Genomic DNA, 24,463 nt, shown 5'->3' with positions numbered 1-24,463 from the left:
ACGATGTGAAGATGACGTTTACGTGCGCGTAAGTTCAATTTCGCAGGGCCCTGACGCGCTGAACCTTCGCCTTGCAATAGGCGTTCGAGCCGTTGCGTCCGGACAATGGGGCGTGCATCGCTGATCCCCATGCCCCGCATCCTCACCTACAACGTCCATCGCTGCGTCGGCACGGACCGCCGTCTCGACGTCGGCCGAGTCGCAGAGGTAATCGCCCAGCTGCAGCCGGACATCGTCGCCTTGCAGGAGTTGGATGTTGGCCGCGCGCGGACCGGCGGCGTCGATCAGGCCCACCAGATCGCCCGGCGCCTGAAGATGGCCTTCCATTTCCACCCGGCCCTGCGGGTCGAGGAGGAGCTCTACGGGGACGCGATCCTGACCACTTATCCCGAGCGGATGATCCAGACCGGCCCCCTGCCCGGCTATGCGCCGATCCCCCGGCTGGAGCCACGTGGCGCAGTGTGGATTTCGGCGGAGGTCGAGGGCAAGCCGGTCCAGATCATCAACACCCACCTTGGTCTGGTGCCGCGCGAGCAGCAGATCCAGGCCGCGTGGCTCGCGGGACCGTCGTGGCTGGAGCACCCGATGCGCAAGGGCGCGACCATTCTGCTCGGCGACTTCAACGCCACTGGGGCGTCGGTGGTCTACCGGACCCTGGCCGCCAAGTTGGACGGGGCGCGCCGGCTGTCGCCGCGCCGGACGCCGACTTCTACGTTTCCCTCGGCCCTCCCGGTCCTGCGCATCGACCACATCTTCGTCAGCCCTGAGATCAAGGTGGAGAACGTGTTCGCCCCATTCGACCCGCTGACCCGGGTGGCCTCGGACCACCTGCCCCTGGTGATGGATTTCAGCGTGGCATGAACCGCGTCTGTAGCGGGTTGTCGTTGTAGAGCAGGTCGCGCCGCCGGGTCGCCCGCCAGGAGTCGACCACGCTGTAGGGGTCGCCCAGATGATAGGTCGCGATGATCTCGCCCAGCGGCGTCTGCTTCATCGGCAGGATCGGCGAGAGGCGACCCTCGCGGTTCAGGGCGTCGATCGCCGCGATGGTGCCTCCGCGCTCGGCCCGCGCCTTGGCGACCGCGTCGCCGGTGTGGCCGAGAAAATGCCCGATCAGCCGGTCGCGGAACGCGCCGATGACCATTTCCTCCGCCTCGCCGCTGGCCTGAACCCCCAGCTCGACCTCGGTGTCGAAGCCGCCTGAGCGGTTGTTCAGGTTGGCCGAGCCGACCCGCGCCAACTGCTCGTCGATGACCGTCACCTTGGAGTGGACGATGATCTTGGTGCCCGCCGGCGTAGTCGGATACCAGGCGCGGAAGCGTCCGAAGATGTCGGCGCTGCGCAGCCGCCAGAGCATGTTGGAGCGTGCGCGGTCCATGGTCAGCTGGTCGAACCAGCTAGGGCTCTGCCCGGTGGAGATCAGCACCACCTCGGGGCCGTCGGGCTCGGCCAGACGCTTGGCCAGGGCCGAAGCGTAGAGCGGCGACGCGAAATACTGGTTCTCGAGATAGATGGTCGAGCGAGCCGCCAGGATGGACTCGATGGTCAGCTGGCGGATTTCCGTGACGGCCGGGCGATCGTCCCAGTCGGGCTCGGTCCGCTGGATGGAAAGGTCGACGTCCTGCAAGGCGGCGGGGATGTGGTCGGGCCAGGGATCTTCGGAACTGGGCGGCGGCACAGGCAGCGCCTCGCCGGTCGCACGGCGCCAGCGTTCCCGCGCCAAGTCCCCCAGGGAGGCGGCCGCCTCCCCGTCCATCATCATCATCACCTCATGACGCGGGGCATGATGCTGCTGGTCGGGCATGATCCGCCGCGGATCGTGCTCCAGGTGGCCAGCTGTATCCCAGCGGTCGACGCTGATGTCGCCGCCGCCGCAGAACGCCACCTTGTCGTCCACCACCAGGACCTTCTGATGATGGCAGGCGCCGAACGGCACGTGATCGTCCAGCCAGAACTTCACGCCGGTATTGTGGAACCACTTGCGAGCCTTGTGCGGGAAGAACTGCTGGCTGGCCGCGATGGGCAGAGCCGATTTCCAGATCAACAGTCGAATGTCGAGTTCCGGCCGCGCCCGGGCCAGGGCCACCAGGATCCGACCCACCTCGTCCGGATCAGCTGGTCCGTCGAACCCGTCGGGAAACAGCCGCGCCCGCGGGTCGAAGCCCCAGCCGAGCAGCAGAATTGAGTGACGCGCCTTGCGAAGCGCCTCGAAGACAGCGGTGAAATAGGCCTCGGTGTCGACCAGGAAGGCCGCCCGCCCGGCGCGGGCCTTTCGCCAGCAGGTCTCGCCGGGTCTCAACAAGTCCATCGCCGGCTCGAATCCCACAGCAGCACCCACCGCTCACAAAGCCTACAGCCAAGGCTGGTTCCCTCCGAGCATACGCGCAAAACAAAAGAGCGCCCGGTGGGAACGGGCGCTCCAAGTCGGTTCTGGGACAGACTACGGGCTTGAACTAACCCTTGTAAGCTTGGCAGGGACCGGTGAGCTCGGCGGTCAATCGCGCCTTGCGCTCGGCGCTGTCGGTCTTGGCCTCGCGCTTTGCGCGGTCGTACTCAGCCTTGCCGCGGTCGGCGACAAACGTGGTGCGGCTGCGCTTTTCGGTCTTGATGAAAGCGTCCATGGCGGCGGTGTCCACCGTCGTCAGGCCGGAATCGGCCAGGCCGCGGCAGCGGCTCGCCTTCAGGTATTCTACGTCGCTGACGGCAGCTGCAGCAGATCCGGCCGCGGCCAGCAAACCAGCAGCCGTGAAGGCGATGGCGATCAGTTTCATGGCGTTACTCCCTCCAATTCAATGAGGGGAAATTGGTCTACAGCCGGGATGTACTCAAATGAATTTCCGGACACATTTAGTATTCATGGATTAAATTAAAGTCATGATACATGTTCGTTACTTTAAAATCATAAATTCCTTGTAATGTTGGCCAGCCGCCGCAAAGCTTTGGCTATGGCACTCTCGATCAAACTGAACGCCGCCGCCGTCAACGCACTCCTACGGGGCGCCTTCCCGGACGGCTCGGACGAATTCTTCCCACGTGTCGCCGAAGTGGCGCCTGGTCGGGTGACGGTGATCCGACCCTATCACGACAGCATGCTGCGCCCTGGCCGGCTGATCTCCGGACCGACCCTGATGGGGCTGGCGGATACCGCCGCCTACGCCCTGGTGTTGTCGCATGTCGGCGAAGAGCTGATGGCGGTCACCAGTTCGCTGGTGATGAACTTCCTGCGCGGCGCCCAACCGGGAGAGATCCACGCCGAGGCGCAGATGCTGCGGCTCGGACGCCGTACCGCCGTCTGCGACGTTCGGCTCTGGACTGAAGCGCCCGACCGGCTGGCGGCCCAGGCCACTGTGACCTACGCTATCCCCTGATGACCGACACGCCCCCGCGCCCGCCCGCTCCAATCAAGACCCCCTGCATCAAGGTCTGCGTCGTCGACGGCGAGAGCGGTCTCTGCCTGGGTTGCTATCGTCGGCTGAACGAGGTCGCAGGCTGGGCGAAGCTGAGCGAGGCCGAGCGTGACGCGATCATGGCAGAACTGCCGGACCGCAGGGGCCAGATCCGCCCCGAAAAGTTGGCGATGTTTTAACCTTAACTCGTTGCCATTGTTAGGGTTTCGGCAAGTTTCGATTCACGGCTTGCAAACCTGACCTCGCTTAGTCTCCGCCCCGGACGCGGCCGAGAACGGCCAATCTGTGTGCCGAAGCGGCGAGGTGAAGAGATGCTCAAATTGGCGGTGATGGCGCTCCTGGGCGCCGTGTCGGCGGTGGGCGCAGCCGAAACCCTCGACTCCGTGATCCAGCCGCAGCCCCAACTGCGGGCGGCCGTGGCGATCGCTCCGCAGACCTCGACCGGTCAGGCGGCCTCCATCGCCAAGGGCGGCGACGGCCACTATTGGGCCGAGGCCGACGTCAACGGCGCGCGGGTCCGCTTCCTGGTCGACACCGGCGCCAGCGCCGTGGCCCTGACCCCGTCGGACGCGCGCCGCCTGGGCATCGCGACCGAGAAACTGGTCTACAGCTACAAAGTGGTCACCGCTTCGGGCCAGACACGGGCCGCACCCGTGACCCTGGGCCGCGTCTCGGTAGCCGGCGCGGCGATGAACGACGTCGAGGCGCTGGTGATCGAGGACGGGCTGGAAAGCTCGCTGCTCGGTATGACCTATCTAGGCCGCCTCGCCAGCTTCGAGGCCACCCGCACTTCGCTGATCCTGCGCCCGTAGATCCCGAGCCCGAACCACTTCGGCCAGGGCGGCGTCGATGACCTCGAGGCCGGCGCCGGACTTCACACCCTCCACGGTCAGGACCCGCCGCCAGGCGCGCGCGCCCGGCAATCCGTGGAACAGTCCCAGCATGTGCCGGGTCATCGCGGCCAGGTGCGCGCCACCAGCCAGTTGCGCCGTCACATAGCCGCGGTAGCGCTCGACGGCCTCGAAGGCGTCTATGTCCTCGCCCTGCCCGAACACCCGGCGGTCGACCTCGCCCAGGATGGCGGGGGTGTGATAGGCGGCGCGGCCCAACATCACCCCGTCCACAGCGTCCAGGTGCTTCTCGGTCTCATCCAGCGAGGCGATGCCGCCGTTGATGACGATCGTCAGATCAGGCCGCTCGCGCTTCAGCCGGTGCACCAGCGGATAGTCTAGCGGCGGCACGTCGCGGTTTTCCTTCGGCGACAGCCCCTTGAGCCAAGCCTTGCGGGCATGGACCACGAAACTGCGCACCCCGGCCTCAGCGCAGAGATCGACCAGCCGGAAGAGGCTCTCCTCGGGTTCCTGGTCGTCCACGCCGATGCGGCACTTGACCGTCACAGGCACATTCACCGCCGCGCCCATCTCCGCCATGCACTCGGCGACCAGCTCGGGCTCACGCATCAGGCATGCGCCGAAGCGGCCGCTTTGCACGCGATCGGACGGGCAGCCGACGTTCAGATTGATCTCGTCATAGCCCTCGGCCTCGCCGATTCGGGCGGCGGCTACCAGGTCGGCCGGCTCGGAGCCGCCGAGCTGCAGCGCCACTGGGTGCTCGACCTGGTCATAGGCCAGCAGCCGTTCGCGATCGCCATGCAGCACGGCGCCGGTGGTCAGCATCTCGGTATACAGCAGCGCGCGCGACGACAGGGTCCTATGCAGGACCCTGCAGTGCCGGTCGGTCCAGTCCATCATCGGGGCGACGGACAGCCTGTGGGATGGAAGGGGCGCGTTCGTAGGCATGTGTCGCGCGCTATTACGCTAGCCGGCGATGATTTTCGCCACCTTTTGCGTCGCAGTGCGCGGCCGCTAGCTCCCGGGTGGCGGCGGCGGCGGCGGCGGCGGCTGTCCCTGCGCCGGATCGGGCACCGTCACATAGACCACGGTGTCCCCCTCATAGCGGGGCTCGTAATACATGCCGCCGCAGGAATAATAGGACCCGTAGTAAGGCGAACAGGCCGGCGGCAGCGCATAGTACATCGATCCGTAGATGGCCGCCGAGGTGACCGCCGCGGCTGCGCCGAAGGCGAGGCCGGCGCCGACCGGATAGTCGTCCCAGCCGCCCCAGCCCCAATCGTTGTCGCCGTCGATGTTGATGTCGTTGCCGACGTTGATGTTGCCGCTGTTGATGCGGTTGTCGCCGCTGTTGATGCGGTTGTCGCCCCGGGTCCCGTCGCCCCGGTTTCCGACGCCTTGGCCCGCGTTCGGACGGTTGCCTGCATAGGCGCCCTGGCCGCCAGCGGGCCGGTTTCCAGCATAGGCGCCCTGCCCCGCAGCGGGACGATTGGCTGCGTTGGCGCCTTGCCCCGCGGCTGGACGGTTGCCCGCATAGGCGCCTTGGCCGCCGGCGGGCCGGCTTCCGGCGTAGGCGCCCTGGCCGGCGCTGGGACGAGACGCCGAGGCGTTTCGGCCGGCGCTGCCGCTATAGCTCGACCGGCCCGACATGGAGCTGCTCCGCCCCCCGGAGCTATATGAGCGGCCGCCGCCGCCCATCGAGCCGCGGCTCATCGACGATCCACGACTCATGCTCGACATGCCGCCGCCGCGGACGCCGCCGCCGCCGCGCCCGCGGGCATAGCTGTCGAACGCCGCCATGCAGACGATAGAGATGATCGCGGCCCCGAGGGTCGCACGGTAAAGGGGCGCTTTTGACATGATCGCGGCCTCCTCAGCGCGCCGCCATCAGCCGGATCGGCTTGGCGTCGCTTGCGGGCGTGAATGCAAAGTCTTGCTGGGTGAGTTGCGGGTTCTCGACCCAGTTCAGTCGCGCGGTATAGGTCGGACCGGCGGGGTCCGTGCGGTCGATGATCACCAGTTTCTTGGGAAGCGGCTTGTCGCCCTTCTGAATCCAGACCTGCCAGTCCATGTCCTTTTCGCGGAAGGCGTAGTGCTCCGTGGCGACGCCGTCGATGGTCGCTGGGCCGACCACGAAGCCGGAGATCAGCTTGTCTTCCCGTGTCTTGTCGCCGTTCCATTGGAAGAGATCTTCCAGCGGCAACGTGATTCCGAACTTGTCGTAGACTGCGTCCAGGGTTGCGGCGTTCGTGGCGGGCGCGTCGACCGTGGCGTAGTACTTGAGCTCCGGCGCGTAGATCGTGAATTTCTTGCCGTCGTAGATGAACGACCGGTTCTTGATGTCGCTCTTGAGGTCGATGACGAACCCATTGGGACGCCGGACCTTGTAGTTGGTGACGCCGTCGAGTTGTAGGCGCTGACCATCGACGGTCACGACATCCAGGGTCGTGTTGGCCGTGAGCCCGAAGGTCTTCAGCGTATCGAGATAAGCCCCCATGCGCTTGAGCGCCTTCAGAGCGTCCTCCTCGACCTCCGTGGCATGCGGCGGCACCGGCGCGGCGGTCGCCGGCGCGGGCTTCTGCTGCGCCAGCGCGATCTCAGCGCCGCCCAGCAAAAGCACTATGGAACTCGCGACGACGGGCAGCATCCGCATGTCTTGACCCTCTCAGTCCCCCTGGACGTCGAGAGGAAAGGCCGCAGCCTCCTTCGACAGCAGTGGCATTATCCGCCTGGGGCCCTGCGCGAGCCATTGGTAGAAACCCTAGTCTGGAGGGCGAGAGCGGGCCGCGCCTGCGGTTCTGAGTTCACGGCGGGGTGGTCCGCGCCTCCGGCTTGCCGCCACGTGATCTTGCCGTCCCTGACAGGCCGCCTATGACTACCGAAACGCTCAATGCGTACGTGCTTCGAGAGGCGAGATAAAATGGCGGACACCACAGGCGACCTTGAGCTGGAGGCCTTCCGCGCCGAAGCTCGCGACTGGCTCGAAGCCAACTTCCCCGCCTCGCTGCGCGGCAAGCCCGGCATCGCCGGCGCGCTGATGGACGGCCTTCAGGCCGAAGGCGACCTGCTGGCCTGGAAACAGGCGATGGGCGCCAAGGGCTGGGGCGTTCCGACCTGGCCGACGGGTTACGGCGGCGGCGGACTCTCGCCGCAGCAGGCCCGGGTGCTGCAGCAGGAGATGGGCCGCATCGGCGCGTTCAACCCGCTGACCTTTGGGATGGGCGTGACCATGATCGGCCCGACCATCCTCGACTACGGCACCGAGGAGCAGAAGCGCCAGCATCTGCCGCCGATCGCCCGCGGCGACATTCGCTGGTGCGTCGGCTACTCCGAGCCCAACGCCGGCTCCGACCTCGCGTCGCTGCAGATGAAGTGCGAGGACGCGGGCGACCACTACGTGATTACGGGCCAGAAGACGTGGACCTCCGGCGCTCAGTATTCCGACTGGTGCGGGGCCCTGGTGCGCACCGACCCGACCGCCAAGAAGCATGACGGCATCAGCTTCATCCTGATCAACATGCGCCAGTCGGCCATCGAGACCCGGCCGATCGCCCTGATCGCCGGCGCCTCGCCGTTCTGCGAGACCTTCTTCACCGAGGCCCGCGCTGAGAAGGACGGTCTGCTCGGCGCGCTCAATGTCGGCTGGACGGTCGGCAAGCGGCTGCTGCAGCACGAGCGCGCCAGCCAGACCGGCGGCGCTACCGGCCCCAAGCCGACTCCGCTGCAGGAGGTCGCCAAGCGCTATGTCGAGCTGGACGCCGACGGCCGCATCGCCGACCGCGACCTGCGCACCCGGCTGACCAAGCACCTGATGGACGCCAAGGTCCACGGCCTGACCCTGGCGCGGATCGCCGCGGAGTCGAAGAACGGCTCGGGCGCCAACACCACCGCATCGATCCTCAAGAACTCGGCCACCAAGGTCTCCCAGACCCGGGCCGAACTGACCCTGGAGATCATGGGCCACCAGGGGCTCGGCTGGCAGGGCGACGCCTTCCGCCCCGAGGAGATCGAGACCGTCCGCGGCTGGCTGTCGGGCAAGGCGATGTCGATCTACGGCGGCTCGGTCGAGGTGCAGAACAACATCATCTCCAAGCGGATCCTCGGCCTGCCGGACACCACCAATTCGGCCTGACGGCGGCGCTACGTCCAAACTGCCCGCTTGCGCGTTGAACGAGCGTCCAGGAGATCGACCATGGCCTTACGCCCGATCGGCAGCGCACTGGCCGTCCTGATGCTGGCGGCCTGCAGCCAGGGTTCGTCCGAGCCGTTCGCAGGCTTCGGCGCCAACCCCGAACTGCCCGGCCCGAAGACCAGCCTGATCCCGACGCTCAACGCCAGGCAGGCGGTCGGCTGGTCCAGCGGCGGCGCGCCGACCGCGCCGGCCGGGTTCACCGTCACCCGCTTCGCCGAGGGCCTATCCCATCCGCGCTGGCTGCTGGTGCTGCCCAACGGCGACGTGCTGGTCTCGGAAGCCTCGTCGGAGGCCAAGCCCGCTAAGGGCATCCAGGGCTGGATCGCCAACAACCTGCAGTCCAAGGCCGGGGCGGCGATGAAGAGCCCCAATCGCATCACCCTGCTGCGCGACGCCGACGGCGACGGCAAGGCCGAGGTCCAGACCACCTTCGCCGAAGGACTTCAGCGGCCCTTCGGCATGGCCCTGACCGGCGGCAAGCTCTATGTCGCCAACGACGACGCCGTGGTCGCCTTTCCGTACACCGACGGCCAGGTGCAGGTGACCGGCGTCGGTGAAAAGGTGTTCGACCTTCCCGGCGGCCCTATCAACCACCACTGGACCAAGAACGTCGTGGCGAGCCCGGATGGATCGAAGCTGTTCGTCACCGTCGGCTCCAATTCGAACATCGCCGAGAACGGCATCGAGAACGAGGCCAACCGCGCCGCGGTGCTGGTCTATCCCCTGCCCGGCGGCCCGGCGCGGGTGTTCGCCTCGGGCCTGCGCAATCCGAACGGCCTGGATTTCGAGCCGACCACCGGCACGCCGTGGACCGCGGTCAACGAGCGCGACATGCTCGGCGACGACCTTGTGCCCGACTACATGACCAGCCTGCAGGACGGCGGCTTCTACGGTTGGCCCTACAGCTATTTCGGCCAGCACGTCGACGAGCGGGTCAAGCCGGAGCGCCCCGATCTGGTGGCCAGCGCCATCGTCCCCGACTACGCCCTGGGCGCGCACACCGCCTCGCTGGGGCTGACCTTCTATCGCGGCGATCTGTTCCCGACCCGCTACCAGGGCGGGGCGTTCGTCGGCCAGCACGGCTCCTGGAACCGGCGTCCGCCCAGCGGCTATCGCGTCGTCTTCGTGCCGTTCAAGGGCGGCAAGCCCGATGGCAAGCCGGAGGCGTTCCTCTCCGGCTTCCTGGATGGCAAGGACCAGGCGCAGGGCCGACCGGTCGGCGTCGCCATCGACAAGACCGGGGCTCTGCTGGTGGCCGACGACGTCGGCAAGATCATCTGGCGCGTGGCGCCCAGCTCAGGCGCGGTCAGACCCGCCCCGTCACCGGCAGCAGCGCCCCGGTAACGGCTCTTGCCTCTTCCGAGGCGAGAAACAGCATGACGGAGGCCAGATCGGCCGGCGCGACCCAGGCCGAGAAGTCGGCCTTGGGCATGTCAGCGCGGTTGGTCTCGGTGTCCAGGATCGAGGGCAGCACGGCGTTGACGGTCACCCCGTCAGCCTTGAGCTCCTCGGCCAGGGCTTCGGTCAGCTTGTGCACGCCGGCCTTGGAGGCGGCGTAGGCGCCCATGCCAGCGGCGGCCTTCAGCGCGCCGTTGGCCCCGACATTTACGATCCGGCCGGCGGCGCTGCGTTTCAGGTGGGGGATCGCCGCGCGGCTGGCGTTGGTCGCGGTCAGCACGTTCATGCGGAACAGCGCGTGCCAGGTCTCCCAGGACCCGGCCTCCAGTGTCTCCCAGCGAAAGCCGCCAGCGACGTTGATCAGGGCGTCGAGACCGCCGAAGCGGTCGGCGACGGCGTCAATGGCCGCGCCCGCAGCCACGGCGTCGGTCAGGTCGACATTGCCCTGGAAGAAAGCGCCCGCGCCGATCTCGCTCGCGATCGCGGCGCTCGGCGCGAAGTCGATCAGCGCGACCTGCGCGCCTGACGCGGCGGCGGCTCGCGCCACCGCCGTTCCCAAGACCCCGGACGCACCTGTGATTGCGAAGATGCGTCCGGCCATGGGTAGTCCTTACTGTCTAGAGTCGCTCGACGATGGTGACGTTCGCCATACCACCGCCTTCGCACATCGTCTGCAGACCGTAGCGGCCGCCACGTTGCTCAAGCGCGTTGAGCAGGGTCGCCATCAGCTTGGTGCCCGAAGCGCCGAGCGGGTGGCCCAGCGCAATGGCGCCGCCGTTGACGTTGAGCTTGGCGGCATCGACGTTCAGGGACTTCATGAAGGCCACCGGCACCGAGCCGAAAGCTTCGTTGACTTCGAACAGGTCGATGTCGTCGACGGTCATGCCGGCCCGCTTCAGCGCGCGTTCGGTGGCCGGCAGCGGGGCTTCCAGCATGATCACCGGGTCATGGCCCAGCAGCGACAGATGGTGGATGCGGGCCAGCGGCTTCACGCCCAGTTCCTTCAGGCCCTTTTCCGAGACGACCATCACGGCGGAGGCGCCGTCGCAGATCTGGCTGGACGAGGCGGCGGTCAGGCGGCCGCCTTCCTGCAGCAGCTTCACGCCCTTGATGCCGTCGAGGCTGGCGTCGAAGCGGATGCCTTCATCGACGGTGTGCAGGGACTTATTGCCCTCGGCGTCGACGATCTCGACCCCGACGATCTCGTTCTTGAAGTGGCCGGCCTGGGTCGCGGCGATGGCGCGCTGGTGCGACTGGTAGCTGTACTCGTCGATCTCTTCCTTGGTCAGGCCGTACTTGGCGGCGACCATCTCGGCGCCGGCGAACTGGCTGAACTGGATGTTCGGATAACGCTCCTTCATCCGCGGGCTCATGTAGTTGCCGAAACCGTTCTGGGCGGGCAGCGCCGCCGAAAGGCCCATGGGCACGCGGGTCATGCTCTCCACGCCCGCCGCGATCACCACGTCCATGGTGCCGCTCATCACCGCCTGTGCGGCGAACTGCAGGGCTTGCTGGGACGAGCCGCACTGGCGGTCGACGCTGGTGGCCGGCACGCTTTCCGGCAGCTTCGAAGCCAGCACCGCGTTGCGGGCGACGTTGATCGCCTGTTCGCCGACCTGACCAACGCAGCCCATCACCACGTCCTCGACCAGTGCCGGGTCGGCTCCGGTGCGCGCGATAATGTCATTGAGCACGACGGCGCCCAGATCGACCGGATGCCAGTCCTTCAGCTTGCCGCCCTTCTTCCCGCCGGCGGTGCGCGTCGCCGCAACGATATAGGCTTCGCCCATAGTCTCGCTCCCGATAAATGCGCGCCCTCCGCGCGTCGGGGACTCATGTAGGAGCGCGACGCGACGTAAGCCAATGGGGTTTACGTGCACGTGAAGGGCATGGCGCGCAGCTCCGCCGGCGCGGCGCACGAGGACGACGGCCTAGTGCGGGCCGGCGTGCTCGCAATCGAGTTCCGCCACTGGACTATTCAGATGGGCAGTCTAGCGCCAACGCCGCAACGCTAGCGGTCCGTCCGGTCCGTCATCGCCGCCGCTTAGACGATCACGCGGCCAATGCGCCTCCGCTCAGGAACGGGCGCACGATGCCTACCGCCCGCTCGACATAGGCGTCCTTCTCGCCGACCGGAGCGACGTAGTGCATTGTCTCTTCCGCATCCCGAAGGCTGCCAAGCCGCGCGATCATCCAGGTCGCCAGGTACTGCGAGGCCAGGCAGCCGCCCGCGGTCGCGACGTTTCCATGGGCGACGAACGGCGTCTCAAGAACCTCGACTCCGGCCTCGATGACCCAGGGCTTGGTGGTCAGGTCGGTGCAGGCCGGGAGGCAGCCGATCAGGCCCAGCTTGGCGAGCAGCAGCGTGCCGGAGCATTGGGCGCCGACGAGCTGGCGCGCGGGATCAAGCTGGATCCGCGACAGCATCGCGGCGTCCGCGGCGATATCCCGGGTCTTGATCCCGCTGCCGATCAGAACGGCGTCGGCCTCGGCCGCGAACTCCAGCGAGCGCTGACGCTGCACCGTCACCCCGTTCATCGAGGTGACCTCAGGGGTCGGCGAGGTGATGTGAGCGGCCCAGCCCTTGGCCTTCATCCGGTTGAGGATGGCTGCGGCGATGAACGAATCCAGTTCGTTGAAGCCGTCGAAGGTGAGAACTGCGATTTGCACAAGGAGGCTCCGAGGCGACAGGCGCGCTAAAGCTCCCTAGCAACTTCGCGAACCGAAGAGAACGTCCTGCCTAGGCCGGCAGCAGCGTTCCTGGCCGGCTGACGTCCAGCTTGAAGGTCACCGGAAGCTCACGCTCGTGCGGGGCCTGGAGCTTCAGCGACTTGGCGGCGCGGGCGACGGCGACCTTGCCAAGGCCGACGGCTGAGAAGCCGTCCTGCACTCTCGGCCGAGCGCCCAGCCGCCGGCGCAGCACGCCGTTGGCGTAGATGACGTTGGCCCGCATCAGCGCCGCGGGCGTCATGAATTCGATCGACAGCGAGACGTTCAGCATCGGGCCGTTCTCGATCCGGTGCGGCGCGTTCTGGCTCCAGGTGACCATAGTCCCGGGGGTGAGGTCGAAGGCCTGCGCCCCTGCATCCCAGGCCGGATCGAAGGTGAACTGCTCGGCGGTCTCCTTCAGGACGATCCGCTCCAGCACCTCCTGGCCGACATAGGGGGCAGCGACCGGATAGACCCAGACCTTCTTCTGGCCGCGCAGCTGCCAGAGCGACACCAGCGGCACGTCGAGGTGGTAGAACACCTGGGCGTTGGCCGAGGAGATCAGCATGCCGACGTCGTGCTTCAGCGTCCTGGCGCCGGTCATCTGCTCCTTCTCGGCGAAGATCTCGCCCGCCAGCGCGGCGTAGTCCGGCAGATAGCGGTTGGTCGCACGCAGGTTCAGCCAGATGCGGCCGGCCTGGGCCGCCTCCAGCAGCTTCGAGCCGCTCAGGGTCCCGGCCGAGCCTTTGCGCCAGGTGGTCCAGGCGACGGGGTCCTCGCCCATGGTGAAGACGCCCAGCTTGTCGCGCGGATAGCGGTCGAGCAGTTCCTCTAGCCCAGCGTCGCCGAACATCGGCCGTTCGTGCAGGCCGTGCTGGAAGACCAGGTTCTGTTTGGTGAAGGCGCGGGCCTTCTCCGGCGTCCAGTCGCCGATGATGCTCATGCCCCTGCCCTCAGCCCATAGAAGTGGATCTTGAACGGCCCCCACCACAGGGTCTTGCCCAGGCCGCGCGCGGCCCGGTCGAGGGTGAAGGCGAAGTCCGGCGCGCGGATCAGCCATTTCAAGCCGGCGAACGCGCCGAAGACCGCCGCCTGGACCAGGCCCTGCGCCATCCAGCGAGCGACGCCGATTCCGTCGGGCGGGCTGGCCGCGGCGCAGGCGGCTGAAGGCCCCTGGCCATAGGCGAAGGCGCGCGGGATGGTGTAGCGCAGCGTCAGGCGCGACGGGACCGGATCTTCCCAGACCCAGGCGGCAGGCTCCCAGGCGAAGATCGCCCCGGCGCGCTGCATCTGGCCAAACAGCAGATCATCCTCGCCCCCGATGTGGTTGCGGATCGCCGAAAAGGGCTGCCGTGGATCGGGCATCGCGGCGCGGCGGATCAGACTGTCACCGCAGCCGTAATAATGATCCAGAACCCCGGATGCGTTCGGTCCGACGCGGGAGAAGAAGCGCTCGAGATAGCTGCGATGCCGGCGAACGCCCTCCGGCGCCCGGCCACGGACCGGACCAAACACTACATCGGCCCGGTAGCGCAGCTGCGCGGCCAACAGGGCAGCGAGCCAGCCCTCGGGCGCCTCTTCGTCATCGTCGAGGAAGGCGATAAACTCTCCGCCGGCCCTATGCAGCGCCGCGTTGCGGGCGTTGGCGACGCCGGGCTCTGGCTCGTGCACGTAGATAACCGGGAACGGGGCCTCCGCGGCCAGCGCCTCGATCGTGGGCTTGGCCGACGGCGTCTGGTCGTTGTCGACCACGACCAGCTCCAGCTCGGCGAACGCCACGCCTCTCTGTTCGAAGATCGAGCGCACGGCCGTGGTCAGGCCTGCGAGACGGCGCTGGGTCGGGATCACCAAGCTGACGCGCGGCGTCGTCATTGGCTTAGGCCGCCTCGGTCCCGGACGCCGCGCCTGGTCGCAGGGCGCGCGCGGCGATGGCGCCGGCCAGTCCCTTGGCGCGTCCGGCCAGGGAGAGCTCGCTGGTGGCGATGATATCGAGCCGCCGGCGCAGGCGGCCGAGCGGTCCTGCGCCATTGGCGCCGGCCAGGAGCCAGGCCTTCTCCGAAGCGACGGCCGCTCGGCCACGCGGCCCGGACGCGGCCATCGTCCCCTCGCCGATCATCCGGCTGGAGAAGGCGTAGGGCCGCTTGTAGTGGTCGTGGCCCGGTCCGAGGTCATAGACCTTCAAACCCAACCCAGGCATCGCCGCGATCGCCCGCAGCAGGAAGAGCTGGCCCGGCGACCAGGCCGCCATGGCCGGATCGGTCGAGGCGATCCAGGGATGGTAGACGTCGCCGACCCGCACGCCGATGTGGCCGGCCAGCAGGTGATCGCCGACATAGAGGTTGATCATCAACCCCTGGAACGGCCCCTCGCGCATATCGAGGAACGAGGCCAGCAGGTCACGGGTCCACGTGGGAGCGAGAAAATCGTGCGCGCCGGTGCGGGCCAGCTGCTCGCGCTTCCAGCCCAACAGCTGGTTGAAGGCGTCGCGGTCGAAATCCGGCGCGCGCAGGGTCAGGGGCCCGACCTCGCGGTCGAGCTTGCCGTCCAGCCGGCGGTAGTTCTTGAAGCGCTTGGGGCTCGCCGCGCGCACCTGCTCCAGATAGGCGTCCGCAGAGCGCTCAAGCTCGATCACATGCGCCTGATGCACGCCCGAGATCGCCGATGCGAAGTCGCTGTACGGATCGACGAGGCCGGTGAAACGGAAGGCCGCGAGTCCGAACTCGGCCAGGTCCTGCTGGATGTCCAGCGGCCGGTCGGCGACCAGGCCGTGATAGTCCGACAGCGGCGCGCCGATCGGCCGGGCCATGCCGCCGGGCCGATGGTGGTAGGCGAAAAAGCCCACGCCCCGCTCGCCCTCGCGCCAGATAGCGACGCGCGCATCGGGGCGCACGGCCCCGACCGCACGCGCGAAGTCCGGCCCAAGCAGCGGGCTGCGGAACTCAGGGCGGGAAGCGCAGAGCTCCCGCCAGGCGACGATATCGGCGTCGGTAAGCTCGGCCGGGTGGTGGACTTCCAGACGTAACATCGACTTCACGGTAGCGCTTCCCAGTTAGGGAAAAGTGCATTCCGCGCTGCAAGCGTCAGGCCGCGAAGGTGTCCTTGAGGATCCTCTCCAGCCACGCGGCGTCGACCTCGTCGAACGCCGCCGGCTCGGTGGAGTCGACATCGAGGACCGCGATCAACTGACCCTCTGGACCGAAGACCGGCACGACGACCTCGCTAGCCGACCGGCTGTCGCAGGCGATGTGGCCAGGGAAGGCGTGGACGTCGGGGACCAGCTGGGTATTGCCGCTGGCGGCGGCCGCGCCGCAGACGCCGCGCCCGTAGGCGATGCGCAGGCAGCCGAGCGTGCCCTGGTAGGGACCGACCACCAGCTCGCGCTCCTTGTCCGGATCGACGACATAGAAACCGGTCCAGAAGAAACTGTCGAAGCTGGCCGCCAGCATCGAGGCGACGGTGGCCATGCGGGCGGTGAGGTTCGGCTCGCCCTCCAGCACGGCGGCGATTTCCTCGGCGACGGCGGCATAGCGCTCGGTCTTGGCGGCGGGCAGGGTCAGATCGTTGAAGGCTTCAGCCATGCGCGGCTATATACGGACACCCCTCGCCGGCCGCCAGCCGGCCAGTTCCCAGCGGAGAGATTTATGAGCAACGGCATCGGCGGTTCGACGGCGCAAGCAGAACTGGCGCAGCTGAAGCCATGGCCGAACGCGGCGCCGGCGATCAGCCCTGCGGAGCGGAAGGCGCGCCTTGCCCGCGCCCGCGAACTGATGGCGCAGATCGGCGCCGAGGCGCTGATCATCGGGGCCGGCGCCAGCCTGCGCTACTTCGCCGGCGTGCCCTGGGGCGCCACCGAGCGGCTGGTGGCCATGGTGCTGCCCCGCGCAGGCAAGCCGATCATGATCTGCCCGCGCTTCGAACTCGGCTCTCTGGAGGCCTCGCTGGGCATCGACGCTGAGCTGATGCTCTGGGAGGAGCACGAGAGCCCCTACGCCCTCACCGCCCGCGCCCTCGGAACCGCGCAGTCGCTGGTCATCGACCCCGCCCTGCCCTTTTTCGTCTTCAACGGCATCGCCAAGGCGGCCCCGGGGGTGAAGCTGCTCGACGGCGCGCCGGTGGTCGACGGCTGTCGAATGATCAAGTCGCCCGCCGAGCTGGCGCTGATGTCCCAAGCCAAGGCGATGACCCTGGAGGTGCATCGCCGCGCCGCCGCCATCCTCGCGCCTGGGATCACCACGGGCGCGGTCAAGCGGTTCATCGACCAGGCTCATCGGGCGCTGGGCGCGGACAACGGGTCGAGCTTCTGCGCGGTGCAGTTCGGCCAGGCCAGCGCCTATCCTCACGGCCTGCCCGGCGAGCAGGCGCTGGAGGACGGTCAGATCGTGCTGATCGACACCGGTTGCCAGGTCCAGGGCTACAACTCCGACATCACCCGCACCTACGTCTTCGGCGAGGCTTCGTCCGAACAACGTCGAGTCTGGGAACTGGAGAAGAGGGCCCAGGCGGCCGCCTTCGCCGCGGTGAAGCCCGGGGTGCCCTGCGAGGAGATCGACGCGGTCGCGCGCGCGGTGCTGGCCGCCGCCGGCCTCAGCCCCGACTACGAGCTTCCCGGCCTGCCGCATCGCACAGGCCATGGCATCGGCCTGTCGATCCACGAGGCTCCCTACCTGGTGCGCGGCGACAAGACCCCGCTCGCGCCCGGCATGTGCTTTTCCAACGAGCCGATGATCGTCATTCCCGACACGTTCGGTGTGCGGCTGGAGGATCACTTCCATGTCACGGCGGATGGCGCGGCTTGGTTCACGCCGCCGCAGCCCAGCCTGGAGAAGCCGTTCGGCTGACGCCGTCCATGTCGATTGAATGAAGACGCCTCAGCGTGGATGTAAACGATCCGCCGGGCCGGAACCACACTCCCAAGCTGCGCCTTCTAGGCATGCCAGACATCAGGGAGACGGCGCATGGGCATCTTCAGCTCGATCATGGACAAGATTTTTCACAAGAAGAAGCCGGCCGCCGCGCCCGCAGCTCCCGCCGCCGCGCCGGCCGCTGCCCCGGTCGCCGCCGCGCCACCGCCCCCTCCTGAGCCTGTAGACGTCGAGGCGGTGCTGACCGAAGTGGCCACGCTGAAAGGCGGCGGCGGCAACTGGCGCACGTCGATCGTCGACCTGCTGAAGATGCTCGACCTGGATGCCAGCCTCGAGGCCCGCAAGGAACTGGCGACCGAGCTCGGGGTCGCGGCCGGGCCGCATGGCAGCGCCGAGCAGAACATCGCCCTGATCAAGGCGGTCTGGGTGGCGTTGGAAAAGAATGGCGGCGTGGTTCCGGCCAGCCTGCGCGACTAGGGACGCTCCGCACACAAAGAACGCGCCGGCCTTGCGGTCGGCGCGTTTCTGCGATCTTCGGCTGGAAACCTGACGCTAGAGCGCGCGGGCCAGACGCAGGTTCTCGGCGTGTTCGGCCTGGGCCCGGCGCGCATTGATCTCAAACGACTGCGCGTCGAGCGCGGCGTCAGCATCTTCGATCATCGCCTCGACGGCTTCGGTTGCGTCAAACGGGGACGGTACTTCGAACAGTTCGTTCGGCATCGGGCGCCTCCTTGGCCAGCGGTTGCAATATTAAGCAAAGCTTAACATCGGCGGCGCCGCTGTCTGCCTCGATTTTATGAAATTCGCTTGGAATCACGCGGTGTTGACCGCCTCGCCTGGCCTTCTGCGGCAGGGCTTTCGATCGCCGCGGCAGGATGTCTCCTAATGACCGCACCCCGCGCCGAGATGTCATTTTGGGCAAGAAATGTATTGGCTGACCGTCCGATAGGGTCCTACCATCCACTGGAACGCTGCGTCGCGGTAAGGCGAGTCTGCTTTCACTGACCCTCGTCTTTTCCACCGCGAGAGAATGGCGTCGTGGGAAGGAAGCGATTGTGCAGCGCACCAGTACCGAGGGGCCTGACTACTTTCACAGAGTCGTCGATTGCCAGTGGGCCTGCCCAGCTCACACGCCTGTGCCCGAATATATCCGACTGATCGCCGAAGGCCGATATTCGGACGCCTACATGGTCAACTGGAAGTCCAACGTCTTTCCGGGGATCCTCGGAAGGACCTGCGACCGGCCATGTGAGCCCGCCTGCCGCCGTGGCCGGGTCGAGGACGAGCCGGTCGCCATCTGTCGCCTCAAGCGCGTCGCGGCCGACAACAAGGAAGACATCACGGGCCGGCTGCCCGTGCCGGTCGCGGTCTCCAACGGCAAACGCATCGCCCTGGTCGGCGCGGGCCCCGCCTCACTCACCGTCGCGCGCGACCTCGCTCCCCTGGGCTACGAGCTCACCCTATTCGACGGGGAGGCCAAGTCCGGCGGCATGATCCGCAGCCAGATCCCCCGCTTCCGGCTTCCCGAAGAAGTCATCGACGAGGAGGTCGGCTACATCACCGGCCTCGGCATGGAGCTCCGCCTCGGCCAGCGTGTGGATAGCCTCAAGGCCCTGCTGACTGAGGGCTACGACGCGATCTTCGTCGGCTCGGGCGCGCCGCGCGGCCGCGACCTAGATCTGCCCGGCCGCCAGGAGGCGGCCGCGAACATCCACATCGGCATCGACTGGCTGTCCAACGTCTCGTTCGGCCACATCGAGAAGATCGGCCGCCGGGTCATCGTGCTGGGCGGCGGCAATACCGCCATGGACTGCTGCCGTACTTCGCGCCGACTTGGCGGCGAGGACGTCAAGGTCATCGTCCGCTCGGGTTTCGAGGAGATGAAGGCCAGTCCCTGGGAAAAGGAAGACGCGATCCATGAGGACATTCCGATCCTCAACTTCCTGGTCCCCAAGGAATTCACCCACGAGAACGGCAAGCTGACCGGGGTTATCTTCGAGAGGGTCCGCCCTGAGTACGACGACAAGGGCCGCCGCCGGCTGGTCCCATCCGGCGAGCCGGACGAGCACTATGCTTGCGACGACGTGCTGGTCGCCGTCGGCCAGGAAAACGCCTTTCCCTGGATCGAGCGCGACATCGGGATCGAGTTCGACGAGTGGGGCATGCCCAAGGTCGATCCCCTGACCTTCGGCTCCACCGCGGCCAACGTCTTCTTCGGCGGCGACGCCGCCTTCGGCCCGAAGAACATCATCTGGGCGGTGGCCCACGGCCACGACGCGGCGATCTCGATCGACAAATTCTGCAAGGGCGAGGATCTGACCGCCCGGCCGCCGCCCGGCTTCTCGATGGCCAGCCAGAAGATGGGCATCCACGAGTGGAGCTACGACAACGACCCGGCCAACGACACGCGCTATCGCGTGCCGTTGCTTGACAAGGACAAGGCGCTGAAGAACGTGCGCCTCGAGGTCGAGCTCGGCTTCGACCGCGAGACCGCGTACCGCGAGACCCAGCGGTGCCTGAACTGCGACGTACAGACCGTATTCGCCGAGTCGGCCTGCATCGAGTGCGACGCCTGCGTCGACATCTGCCCGGTCGACTGCATCACCTTCACCGAGAACGGCGAGGAAGACGACCTGCGCGGTCGGCTGAAGGCGCCGGCGGTCAACCACGAACAAGCCCTGTTGGTCTCGGGCGACCTGCCGACCGGGCGGGTGATGGTGAAGGACGAAGACGTCTGCCTGCACTGCGGCCTGTGCGCCGAGCGCTGTCCCACCGGGGCCTGGGACATGCAGAAGTTCCTGTTGGAAATGACCCACGCGGGGGGATCATGCCGCTAGAGACCGTCAACGATTTCGTCGTCAAATTCGCCAACGTAAACGGATCGGGGTCGGCGAGCGCCAATGGCATGTTCGCCAAGTCGATCCTGCGAATGGGCGTGCCGGTGGCGGCGCGCAACATCTTCCCCTCGAACATCCAGGGACTGCCGACCTGGTTCGAGGTGCGGATCACCGAGGCCGGCCATCTGGGCCGTCGCGGCGGGGTCGACCTGATGGTGGCGATGAACCCGCAGACCTGGGACCGCGATGTGGCCGAGATCGAGCCCGGCGGCTACCTGTTCTACGACTCCACCAAGCCGCTGCCCGCCTCCAAGTTCCGCGACGACATCACCATCGTCGGGGTGCCGCTCACGGCCATGTGCAACGAGGCCTACCAGCTCCCCCGCGAGCGCCAGCTGTTCAAGAACATCATCTATGTGGGCGCCTTGGCCGCGCTGCTGGACATCGAGATCGGGGTTATCGAGCAGCTGCTGGCCGAGCAGTTCGCGGGCAAGGAGCGGCTGGTGGCCGCCAATGTCGCCGCCTTGCACATGGGTCGAGACTACGTAGTCCAAAACCTCAAGCCGCTGCGACTGCGGGTCCGGCGCGCCGATCAGGTCGGTGATCGGATCTATGTGGAGGGCAACGCCGCCGCCGCGCTGGGCGCGGTCTATGGCGGAGCCAGCGTCTGCGCCTGGTATCCGATCACGCCCTCGACCTCCCTGGCCGAGGCCTTCACCAGCTATTGCGAGGAACTGCGGATCGAGCCCGACACCGGCAAGGCCCGCTACGCCATCGTCCAGGCCGAGGACGAGATCGCTTCGATCGGCATCGTGGTCGGGGCCGGCTGGAATGGCGCGCGCGCCTTCACCGCCACCTCCGGGCCAGGCGTCTCGCTGATGACCGAGTTCATCGGCCTGTCCTACTTCGCCGAGATTCCGGCGGTGATCTTCGACGTCCAGCGCGGCGGCCCGTCGACGGGCATGCCGACGCGGACACAGCAGGCCGATCTGCTGGCCGCGGCCTATGCCGGCCATGGCGACACCAAACACCCGTTGCTGCTGCCGGCCGATCCCGGCGAATGCTTCGAGATGGGCGCCCTGGCCTTCGATCTGGCCGACCGCCTGCAGACCACAGTCTTCGTCATGCTCGACCTCGACATCGGCATGAACGAGTGGCTGACAAAGCCCTTCGAATGGGACGACAGCCGTAAGCTCGATCGCGGCAAGGTGCTGACCCACGACGATCTTGAGGCCGGCGTTGAGTTCGGCCGCTACCTGGAGGTCGACGGCGACGGCATCCCCTATCGGACCTATCCCGGCTCGCACCCCAGCCGCGGCGGCTATTTCACTCGCGGCACCTCGCGCAATCCCTACGCCCGCTATAGCGAGGAAGGCGCGGTCTATGTCGGCAACATGGAGCGCTTGCTGCGCAAGTTCGACACCGCGCGCAATCTGGTCCCCGCGCCGCTCCGCCGAGCCGCCAACCGCACCACCCGCGATGGGGTGATCTATTTCGGCTCCTCGACTCCGGCGGTGCACGAAGCGCTGGGCGCGCTAGAACGCAACGGCCTGCACCTCGACGCGCTGAGGGTCCGCGGCTTCCCGTTCGCCGACGACGTGTTCACCTTCATCACCGAGCACGACAGGGTGTTCGTCATCGAGCAGAATCGCGACGGCCAATTACGCACGCTGCTGATCAACGAGGGCGACATCGATCCCTCGCGACTGACCGCGGTGCTGCACTACGACGGCACGCCGATCACCGCCCGCTTCATCGCCAGCGCCGTGCAGCGCCTGATGGCCGACCGCCGGCCGATCCCAGAGGCCGCCGAATGACTTACATCACCAAGCCGCAGCTTCATCATCCGCAATTGAAGCCCAACGCGCTCGGCTTCACCCGGCGCGACTACGAGGGCTCGGTATCGACGCTCTGCGCAGGCTGCGGCCATGACTCGATCTCGGCGGCGATCATCCAGGCCTGCTACGAGCTGGACCTGCCGCCGCACCGGATCGCCAAGCTGTCGGGCATCGGCTGCTCTTCGAAGACGCCGGACTACTTCCTTGGCAACTCGCACGGCTTCAACACCGTCCACGGGCGGATGCCCTCGGTGCTGACCGGCGCGAACATGGCTAACCGAGACCTGATCTATCTGGGGGTTTCCGGCGACGGCGACAGCGCCTCGATTGGGCTGGGCCAGTTCGCCCATTCGATCCGGCGCGGCGTCAACATGCTCTACATCGTCGAGAACAACGGCGTGTACGGCCTGACCAAGGGCCAATTCTCGGCCACCTCCGACAAGGGCTCCAAGTCCAAGAAGGGCGTCATCAACCACGACGCCGGCATCGACCTGGTCAGCCTCGCCCTGCAGATGGGCGCGACCTTCGTGGCCCGCTCGTTTTCCGGAGACAAGACCCAGCTGACCCCGCTGATCAAGGCCGCGCTGAGTCACAAGGGTCCCGCCTTCATCGACTGCATCAGCCCCTGCGTGCAGTTCAACAACCACGCTGGCTCGACCAAGTCCTACGACTATGTGCGCGAGCACAACGAGGCGGTGAACCGGATGGACTTCGTCCCCTACCGGGAAACCATAACCGTCGAGTACGGCCCCGGCGAGACCGTGCCGGTTGCTCAGCACGACGGCTCGATCCTGCATCTGCACAAGTTGGCCGAGCACTACGATCCGTCCGATCGGGTCGGCGCCCTGGCCTATCTGCAGTCCCGGCAGGCGCTGGGCGAGATCGTCACCGGCCTCCTGTTCCTCGACCCTGAGGCCCGCGACCTGCATGAGAACCTCGGCACGGTAGACGCGCCGCTCAACACACTGAGCGAACGTGAGCTGACGCCGGGAGCCGCGGCCCTCGCCAAACTGAACGCCGCCCTGCGCTAAAACGCGTCATCGGCGGCGATCGCCGTCGCTCGGCGGTCATCGAGCTTTGTCAGGTTGTTAGCCGGCCGCAGAACCGAACGGCCGCGCCGCGCGCTTTTGCTGGCTAGCGCCGCACGCCGGCGGCTCGCCCGAACCAACCCGAGGACTCAAATCGATGCCGACGATCACCACCAAGGACGGGACCAACATCTTCTACAAGGATTGGGGAAAGGGACAGCCGGTGCTGTTCTCCCACGGCTGGCCGCTTAGCAGCGACGCCTGGGACGGCCAGATGCAGTTCATCGGCTCGCACGGGTATCGCGTAATCGCCCACGATCGCCGTAGCCATGGCCGTTCGGACCAGACCTGGGACGGCAACCACATGGACCAGTACGCCGACGACCTGGCCGAACTGATCGAGAAGCTGGACTTGAAAGACCTGGTCATGGTCGGCCACTCCACAGGCGGCGGCGAGGTCACCCACTATCTCGGCCGGCACGGGACCAAGCGCGTCGCCAAGGTGGTGCTGCTCGGCGCGGTGCCACCGGTGATGCTGAAGTCCACCGCCAATCCAGAAGGCACGCCGATCGAGGCCTTCGACGGCATTCGCAAGGGCGTCTTCGACGACCGCAGCCAGTTCTACAAGGACCTCACCATACCGTTCTACGGCTACAATCGGCCCGGCGCGAAGATCTCCGAAGGCGTGCGCGAGAGCTTCTGGCTGCAGGGCATGATGGGCGGCATCAAGGGGCAGTACGACTGCATCCACGAGTTCTCCGAGGTCGACTACACCGAGGACCTCAAGAAGATCGACAAGCCGACCTTCATCGCGCATGGCGAGGACGACCAGATAGTGCCGATCGCCGCGGCCGGCCTGAAGTCGGCGAAGATCGTCCCCGGCGCCAAGCTGAAGGTCTATCCCGGCGCCCCGCACGGCCTGGCCACGACCCATCAGGACGAGTTCAACGCCGACCTGCTGGCCTTCATCAAGGAATAGGCGGTGGCCTAGGCGGCCGCTTCGATCGCGCCCGCCATGGTCATGGGCCGCAGGCCGAGGTCGGCCATCAGGGCGGCGTCGGTGTCCTTGTCCGGGTTGGCGGTGGTCAGCAGCTTGCCGCCGATGAACATCGAGTTGGCGCCGGACAGGAAGCACAGCGCCTGCAGTTCGCGGCTCATGTGCTCGCGGCCGGCCGACAGCCGCACCACGGTCTTCGGGCAGAGGATGCGGGCCACGGCGATCATCCGCACGAACTCCAGCGGGTCGACCGCCTCGGAGTCGCCCAGCGGGGTGCCGGGGATCGGCATCAGATCGTTGATCGGCAGGCTGTCGGGATGGGCCGGCAAGGTGGCCAGGGCGTGCAG

The 24,463-nt window shown here is 67.2% G+C and carries 27 protein-coding genes; 13 read left to right on the top strand and 14 right to left on the bottom strand.

All coding sequences use genetic code 11. The annotated features are described in order from the left end of the window. Window positions 1–129: 129 nt before the first annotated feature. Window positions 130–861 (top strand): endonuclease/exonuclease/phosphatase family protein, encoded by a 732-nt coding sequence (locus tag AC1DQJ_RS19130; protein ID WP_477606236.1) that lies wholly within the window; start codon window positions 130–132, stop codon window positions 859–861. Here AC1DQJ_RS19130 and AC1DQJ_RS19125 read toward each other — a convergent pair. Then, window positions 848–2,305, bottom strand: coding sequence for a phospholipase D-like domain-containing protein (locus AC1DQJ_RS19125; protein ID WP_477606234.1), 1,458 nt, complete (start codon window positions 2,303–2,305; stop codon window positions 848–850). The genes AC1DQJ_RS19130 and AC1DQJ_RS19125 overlap by 14 nt on opposite strands. A gap of 145 nt (window positions 2,306–2,450) precedes the next feature. Next, window positions 2,451–2,768 carry a hypothetical protein gene (locus AC1DQJ_RS19120; RefSeq protein WP_477606232.1) on the bottom strand — a complete coding sequence of 106 codons (318 nt, stop codon included), beginning with the start codon at window positions 2,766–2,768 and terminating at the stop codon, window positions 2,451–2,453. A gap of 174 nt (window positions 2,769–2,942) precedes the next feature. On the opposite strand from AC1DQJ_RS19120, the gene AC1DQJ_RS19115 reads away from it, so the two are divergent. From AC1DQJ_RS19115 to AC1DQJ_RS19105, 3 genes are all read left to right on the top strand, one after another. Then, window positions 2,943–3,365 carry a PaaI family thioesterase gene (locus AC1DQJ_RS19115; RefSeq protein ID WP_477606230.1) on the top strand — a complete coding sequence of 141 codons (423 nt, stop codon included), beginning with the start codon at window positions 2,943–2,945 and terminating at the stop codon, window positions 3,363–3,365. Then, window positions 3,365–3,583: a DUF1289 domain-containing protein gene (locus AC1DQJ_RS19110; RefSeq protein ID WP_477606228.1), complete on the top strand. Its 219-nt coding sequence runs from the start codon at window positions 3,365–3,367 to the stop codon at window positions 3,581–3,583. The genes AC1DQJ_RS19115 and AC1DQJ_RS19110 overlap by 1 nt, the downstream gene beginning before the upstream one ends. Before the next feature lie 132 nt (window positions 3,584–3,715). Further along, complete coding sequence (locus AC1DQJ_RS19105) at window positions 3,716–4,216, top strand: TIGR02281 family clan AA aspartic protease (RefSeq protein ID WP_477606226.1); 501 nt, start codon at window positions 3,716–3,718, stop codon at window positions 4,214–4,216. On the opposite strand, the gene dusA is transcribed toward AC1DQJ_RS19105, so the two are convergent. From dusA to AC1DQJ_RS19090, 3 genes are all read right to left on the bottom strand, one after another. Continuing rightward, window positions 4,160–5,203 carry a tRNA dihydrouridine(20/20a) synthase DusA gene (dusA, locus tag AC1DQJ_RS19100; protein ID WP_477606225.1) on the bottom strand — a complete coding sequence of 348 codons (1,044 nt, stop codon included), beginning with the start codon at window positions 5,201–5,203 and terminating at the stop codon, window positions 4,160–4,162. The two genes, AC1DQJ_RS19105 and dusA, sit on opposite strands and share 57 nt — an antisense overlap. 66 nt (window positions 5,204–5,269) lie before the next feature. Next, window positions 5,270–6,115, bottom strand: coding sequence for a hypothetical protein (locus AC1DQJ_RS19095; protein ID WP_477606223.1), 846 nt, complete (start codon window positions 6,113–6,115; stop codon window positions 5,270–5,272). 13 nt (window positions 6,116–6,128) lie between these two features. Next, window positions 6,129–6,908, bottom strand: a complete 780-nt coding sequence (locus tag AC1DQJ_RS19090; RefSeq protein ID WP_477606221.1) for a DUF2092 domain-containing protein — start codon at window positions 6,906–6,908, stop codon at window positions 6,129–6,131. A gap of 267 nt (window positions 6,909–7,175) precedes the next feature. Between AC1DQJ_RS19090 and AC1DQJ_RS19085 the strand changes: the two genes are divergently transcribed. Beyond that, window positions 7,176–8,387, top strand: a complete 1,212-nt coding sequence (locus tag AC1DQJ_RS19085) for an acyl-CoA dehydrogenase family protein (protein ID WP_477606219.1) — start codon at window positions 7,176–7,178, stop codon at window positions 8,385–8,387. 60 nt (window positions 8,388–8,447) lie between these two features. Further along, a complete protein-coding gene (locus tag AC1DQJ_RS19080) occupies window positions 8,448–9,791 on the top strand; it encodes a PQQ-dependent sugar dehydrogenase (protein WP_477606217.1) in 1,344 nt (447 codons plus the stop codon). Here AC1DQJ_RS19080 and AC1DQJ_RS19075 read toward each other — a convergent pair. After that, window positions 9,754–10,446: an SDR family NAD(P)-dependent oxidoreductase gene (locus AC1DQJ_RS19075; RefSeq protein ID WP_477606215.1), complete on the bottom strand. Its 693-nt coding sequence runs from the start codon at window positions 10,444–10,446 to the stop codon at window positions 9,754–9,756. The two genes, AC1DQJ_RS19080 and AC1DQJ_RS19075, sit on opposite strands and share 38 nt — an antisense overlap. Before the next feature lie 16 nt (window positions 10,447–10,462). Continuing rightward, window positions 10,463–11,635, bottom strand: coding sequence for an acetyl-CoA C-acetyltransferase (locus AC1DQJ_RS19070; protein ID WP_477606213.1), 1,173 nt, complete (start codon window positions 11,633–11,635; stop codon window positions 10,463–10,465). 99 nt (window positions 11,636–11,734) lie between these two features. Between AC1DQJ_RS19070 and AC1DQJ_RS19065 the strand changes: the two genes are divergently transcribed. Then, window positions 11,735–11,860: a hypothetical protein gene (locus AC1DQJ_RS19065; protein WP_477606211.1), complete on the top strand. Its 126-nt coding sequence runs from the start codon at window positions 11,735–11,737 to the stop codon at window positions 11,858–11,860. Between the two features lie 37 nt (window positions 11,861–11,897). Here AC1DQJ_RS19065 and AC1DQJ_RS19060 read toward each other — a convergent pair whose 3' ends face one another. From AC1DQJ_RS19060 to AC1DQJ_RS19040, 5 genes are all read right to left on the bottom strand, one after another. Next, a complete protein-coding gene (locus AC1DQJ_RS19060; RefSeq protein WP_477606210.1) occupies window positions 11,898–12,515 on the bottom strand; it encodes a DJ-1/PfpI family protein in 618 nt (205 codons plus the stop codon). 70 nt (window positions 12,516–12,585) lie between these two features. Beyond that, on the bottom strand, window positions 12,586–13,497 hold the full coding sequence (locus AC1DQJ_RS19055; protein WP_477606208.1) for a hypothetical protein: 912 nt from the start codon (window positions 13,495–13,497) through the stop codon (window positions 12,586–12,588). Next, the gene (locus tag AC1DQJ_RS19050) at window positions 13,494–14,426 is read right to left on the bottom strand and encodes a glycosyltransferase family 2 protein (protein ID WP_477606206.1); all 933 of its coding nucleotides are present in this window, start codon (window positions 14,424–14,426) and stop codon (window positions 13,494–13,496) included. Before AC1DQJ_RS19050 ends, AC1DQJ_RS19055 begins: the two co-directional genes overlap by 4 nt. Window positions 14,427–14,430: 4 nt before the next feature. Next, complete coding sequence (locus AC1DQJ_RS19045; RefSeq protein ID WP_477606310.1) at window positions 14,431–15,579, bottom strand: GNAT family N-acetyltransferase; 1,149 nt, start codon at window positions 15,577–15,579, stop codon at window positions 14,431–14,433. Between the two features lie 55 nt (window positions 15,580–15,634). Continuing rightward, a complete protein-coding gene (locus AC1DQJ_RS19040; RefSeq protein WP_477606204.1) occupies window positions 15,635–16,132 on the bottom strand; it encodes a GAF domain-containing protein in 498 nt (165 codons plus the stop codon). A gap of 63 nt (window positions 16,133–16,195) precedes the next feature. Here AC1DQJ_RS19040 and AC1DQJ_RS19035 point away from each other — a divergent pair, with 63 nt between their 5' ends. Beyond that, complete coding sequence (locus AC1DQJ_RS19035) at window positions 16,196–17,392, top strand: M24 family metallopeptidase (protein WP_477606202.1); 1,197 nt, start codon at window positions 16,196–16,198, stop codon at window positions 17,390–17,392. Window positions 17,393–17,509: 117 nt separating this feature from the next. After that, window positions 17,510–17,893: a DUF3597 domain-containing protein gene (locus AC1DQJ_RS19030; RefSeq protein ID WP_477606200.1), complete on the top strand. Its 384-nt coding sequence runs from the start codon at window positions 17,510–17,512 to the stop codon at window positions 17,891–17,893. 75 nt (window positions 17,894–17,968) lie between these two features. Here AC1DQJ_RS19030 and AC1DQJ_RS19025 read toward each other — a convergent pair whose 3' ends face one another. Beyond that, on the bottom strand, window positions 17,969–18,136 hold the full coding sequence (locus tag AC1DQJ_RS19025) for a hypothetical protein (RefSeq protein ID WP_477606199.1): 168 nt from the start codon (window positions 18,134–18,136) through the stop codon (window positions 17,969–17,971). 335 nt (window positions 18,137–18,471) lie between these two features. On the opposite strand from AC1DQJ_RS19025, the gene AC1DQJ_RS19020 reads away from it, so the two are divergent. The 4 genes from AC1DQJ_RS19020 to AC1DQJ_RS19005 all read left to right on the top strand — a co-directional run bounded on the left by AC1DQJ_RS19020 (window position 18,472) and on the right by AC1DQJ_RS19005 (window position 24,098). Next, window positions 18,472–20,253: an FAD-dependent oxidoreductase gene (locus AC1DQJ_RS19020; protein ID WP_477606197.1), complete on the top strand. Its 1,782-nt coding sequence runs from the start codon at window positions 18,472–18,474 to the stop codon at window positions 20,251–20,253. Continuing rightward, on the top strand, window positions 20,244–22,070 hold the full coding sequence (locus AC1DQJ_RS19015; protein WP_477606195.1) for a 2-oxoacid:acceptor oxidoreductase subunit alpha: 1,827 nt from the start codon (window positions 20,244–20,246) through the stop codon (window positions 22,068–22,070). Before AC1DQJ_RS19020 ends, AC1DQJ_RS19015 begins: the two co-directional genes overlap by 10 nt. Continuing rightward, window positions 22,067–23,122: a 2-oxoacid:ferredoxin oxidoreductase subunit beta gene (locus AC1DQJ_RS19010; RefSeq protein WP_477606193.1), complete on the top strand. Its 1,056-nt coding sequence runs from the start codon at window positions 22,067–22,069 to the stop codon at window positions 23,120–23,122. The genes AC1DQJ_RS19015 and AC1DQJ_RS19010 overlap by 4 nt, the downstream gene beginning before the upstream one ends. A gap of 154 nt (window positions 23,123–23,276) precedes the next feature. Further along, window positions 23,277–24,098, top strand: coding sequence for an alpha/beta fold hydrolase (locus AC1DQJ_RS19005; RefSeq protein ID WP_477606191.1), 822 nt, complete (start codon window positions 23,277–23,279; stop codon window positions 24,096–24,098). Window positions 24,099–24,106: 8 nt separating this feature from the next. On the opposite strand, the gene AC1DQJ_RS19000 is transcribed toward AC1DQJ_RS19005, so the two are convergent. Further along, window positions 24,107–24,463, bottom strand: a 357-nt coding sequence (locus AC1DQJ_RS19000) for a biotin synthase BioB (protein WP_477606189.1), incomplete at its 5' end; no start/stop codon positions are given.

The organism is Phenylobacterium sp. P4_E10 (genome assembly GCF_056401675.1).
This window is presented reverse-complemented; position numbering and strand designations above follow the sequence as displayed.